Origin of the sequence: uncultured Methylobacterium sp. (genome assembly GCF_964242245.1) — a bacterium.
Classification (GTDB): Bacteria; Pseudomonadota; Alphaproteobacteria; order Rhizobiales; family Beijerinckiaceae; genus Methylobacterium.
Genome location: NZ_CAXTBY010000187.1, coordinates 1 through 3,046, shown reverse-complemented (window position 1 = coordinate 3,046; position 3,046 = coordinate 1). Strand labels below are relative to the sequence as shown.

General features: G+C 71.3%; 4 protein-coding genes. 1 reads left to right on the top strand and 3 read right to left on the bottom strand.

Going from position 1 to position 3,046, the window contains the following annotated elements; all coding sequences use genetic code 11:
- A partial coding sequence (locus tag ACFE8Y_RS20940) for an ATP-binding cassette domain-containing protein (RefSeq protein WP_375466298.1) occupies positions 1-428 on the top strand: 428 nt, incomplete at its 5' end.
- A 13-nt stretch (positions 429-441) separates the two neighbouring features.
- Here the strand turns inward: ACFE8Y_RS20940 and ACFE8Y_RS20935 are convergent.
- The 3 genes from ACFE8Y_RS20935 to ACFE8Y_RS20925 form a co-directional block, all read right to left on the bottom strand.
- A complete protein-coding gene (locus tag ACFE8Y_RS20935) occupies positions 442-927 on the bottom strand; it encodes a glutathione peroxidase (RefSeq protein ID WP_375466297.1) in 486 nt (161 codons plus the stop codon).
- The gene (locus tag ACFE8Y_RS20930) at positions 927-2,087 is read right to left on the bottom strand and encodes a M20 aminoacylase family protein (protein WP_375466296.1); all 1,161 of its coding nucleotides are present in this window, start codon (positions 2,085-2,087) and stop codon (positions 927-929) included. The genes ACFE8Y_RS20935 and ACFE8Y_RS20930 overlap by 1 nt, the downstream gene beginning before the upstream one ends.
- A 2-nt stretch (positions 2,088-2,089) precedes the next feature.
- A partial coding sequence (locus ACFE8Y_RS20925) for a GNAT family N-acetyltransferase (protein WP_375466295.1) occupies positions 2,090-3,046 on the bottom strand: 957 nt, incomplete at its 5' end.

Sequence of the window (3,046 nt, the reverse complement as noted above, 5' to 3'; positions counted from 1 at the left end):
GCGAACTCCTGGCCCTCGTCGGGCTCGATCCACGGGCGGCCGACCGCTACCCGAACGCCTTCTCCGGCGGCCAGCGCCAGCGCATCGCCATCGCCCGCGCCCTGGCGCTGAATCCCGACGTGCTGGTGGCCGACGAGGCGGTCTCGGCGCTGGACGTCTCGGTCCAGGCGCAGGTGCTGGCGCTGCTGGAGGATCTGAAGCGGCGCCTGTCGCTGGCGATGCTGTTCATCACCCACGATCTGCGCGTCGCGGCCGCGATCTGCGACCGGATCGCGGTGATGCACCGCGGCACGATCGTCGAGATACGCTCGACCGCCGACCTCTTCCGCGCGCCCGAGCACCCTTATACGCGCAGCCTGCTCGCGGCCGTCCCGGGCGCGCGGGCGGGGACCGCGCGAGACGGCGCCCTCGTCCCGGAAGACACCTGACCTCCGGGGCCGCTCAAGGCCCCAGCGCCGCCGCGATCGCACCGTCGAGGGAGGCGGGCTTGGCAGTGGGCGGGTAGCGGCCGATCACGCCCCCGTCGCGGCCGACGAGGAACTTGGTGAAGTTCCACTTGATGCCCGCCGTCCCGAGAAGCCCTCGGCGCTGGGCCTTGAGGTATCGGAACAGCGGATCGGCACCCGCTCCGTTCACGTCGACCTTGCCGAGCACGGGGAAGCTGACCTCGTAGGTGAGGCTGCAGAACCGCGCGATCTCGGCGGCGTCCCCCGGCTCCTGGCCGCCGAACTGGTTGCAGGGGAAGCCGAGCACCACGAGGCCCGCCGCGCGGTGGCGCCGCCACAGGGCCTCCAGGCCCTCGTATTGCGGGGTGAAGCCGCACTTCGAGGCGGTGTTGACGACGAGCAGCACCTTGCCCCGATACTGCGCCAGCGGATGAGGGGCGCCGTCCGCGCCCGCCGGCGCGAAATCGTGGATCGTCGGCATCAGGCGGCGGCACGGCGCTCGACGAGGCGGGCGAGGAACGCGCTGCCGATCGGGATGATCGTGTCGTCGAAGTCGTAGCCGGGGTTGTGCAGGCCGGCGCCGGGCGACCCGGCGATCCAGGCGTAGGCGCCGGGCACCGCCATCGCCATGTCGGCGAAGTCCTCGCTGCCCATCTTCGGGCTGGCGTTCGGATCGACGTTGTCAGAGCCGAGCAGTTCGGTCGCGGTCGCGATCGCCGCCGCGGTCTGCTCGGGCGCGTTCTCCAGGACCGAGAACCTGTCCTGGATGTCGACCTCGATCTCGGCGCCGTAGGCGGCGGCAAAGCCCTTGGCGAGTTCGCGGATGCGCGCGCCGGCGAGGTCGCGCAGGTCGCGGTCGAAGGTGCGGATCGTGCCGGCCATGTGGGCCGTGTCGGGGATGACGTTGTAGGCGGCGCCCGCGTGGATCTGGGTGATCGACAGCACGATCGACTTCAGCGGGTCGGCGTTGCGCGAGACGATCGACTGCAAGCCTTGCGCGAGCGCGGTGGCGACCACGATCGGGTCGATGCCGCGGTGCGGCTGGGCCGCGTGGATGCCGCGGCCCTTGATGCGGATGTCGAAGAAGTCGGCGGCCGCCATCACCGGGCCGGCACGCAGCTTGATCATGCCGTGCGGGCCGTTGGGTTGGTTGTGCAGCCCGTAGATCTCGTCGCAGGGAAAGCGCTCGAACAGGCCGTCGGCGAGCATCGCGCGGGCGCCGCCGAGGCCCTCTTCGGCCGGCTGGAACACGAACACCGCCGTGCCGTCGAAGTCGCGGGTCTCGGCGAGGTAGCGCGCGGCGCCGACCAGCATCGTGGTGTGGCCGTCGTGCCCGCAGGCGTGCATCTTGCCCGGCACGGTCGAGCGGTAGGGGAGGTTGGTCTCCTCCTCGATCGGCAGGGCATCCATGTCGGCGCGGAGCCCGATGCGCCGGCCGCTGTCGGTGCGCCCCTTCAGGAGGCCGACGACGCCGGTGCCGCCGATGCCGCGATGAACCTCGATCCCGAACCCTTCGAGCAGATCCGCGACGATGCCGGCGGTCCGCACCTCCTCGAAGCCGATCTCGGGATGGGCGTGGAGGTCGCGGCGGAGCGCCGTCAGCTCGTCGGCGTAGGCACTGATGCGGTCGATCGGGCTCATACTCACGAGTCTTCCGTGCAGGTTCGCCGGAACGGCGTCAGGGTGTCGAGTTCGCCGACCATCGCGTCGACGTGGGCGCGCTCGCGCTGCAAGTAGTCGGCCACCGCGCGGCGCAGGGACGGGTCGGCGATGTCGTGGGCGGAGTGCATCAGCACCGGCCGGTAGCCGCGCGCGAGCTTGTGCTCGCCCTGCGCGCCGGCCTCTACGCGCTTCAGCCCGCGGGCGAGCGCGAAGTCGATCGCCTGATAGTAGCACACCTCGAAGTGCAGGAACGGGTGCTCCTCGATGCAGCCCCAGTTGCGCCCGTAGAGCGCGGTGTCGCCGATCAGGTTGATCGCGCCGGCGACGTAGCGCCCGCCGCGCTTGGCCATGACCAGCAGCACGCGGTCCGCCATCCGCTCGGAGAGCAGCGAGAAGAAGCGCCGGTTGAGGTAGGGCCGGCCCCACTTGCGCGCGCCGGTGTCGGCGTAGAATTCGTAGAACGCGTCCCAGTGCGCCTCGGTGAGGTCCGCTCCCGTCAGGTGCTCGATCGTGATGCCGGGGCTCAGCGCGTCGCGCCGCTCGCGCCGGATGCTCTTGCGCTTGCGCGAGGCCAGCGCACCGAGGAAATCCTCGAACGAGCCGTAGCCGGCGTTCTCCCAGTGGAACTGCTGGTCGGTGCGTTGCAGGAAGCCCGCCGCACCCGCCCGCGCCCAGTCCGCCTCCGGCATGAAGGTGACGTGGATCGAGGACGCCTTGGTCTCGGCCCGCAGGGCGCGCAGGCCCGCGACGAGGGCGCTCGTCGCGATGTCCGGATCGGCGCCGGGCGCGATCAGGAAGCGCGGCCCGGTGACGGGGGTGAACGGCACGCTCACCTGGAGCTTCGGGTAGTAGCTCCCGCCGGCCCGCTCGTAGGCGTCGGCCCAGCCGTGGTCGAACACGTACTCGCCCTGGCTGTGCGATTTCAGGTAGCAGGGCGC

What these genes read in the sequence shown, in the direction of transcription:
- ACFE8Y_RS20935 (WP_375466297.1), bottom strand. Translation starts at nt 927, where the DNA reads ATGCCGACGATCCACGATTTCGCGCCGGCGGGCGCGGACGGCGCCCCT.
- ACFE8Y_RS20930 (WP_375466296.1), bottom strand. Translation starts at nt 2,087, where the DNA reads ATGAGCCCGATCGACCGCATCAGTGCCTACGCCGACGAGCTGACGGCG.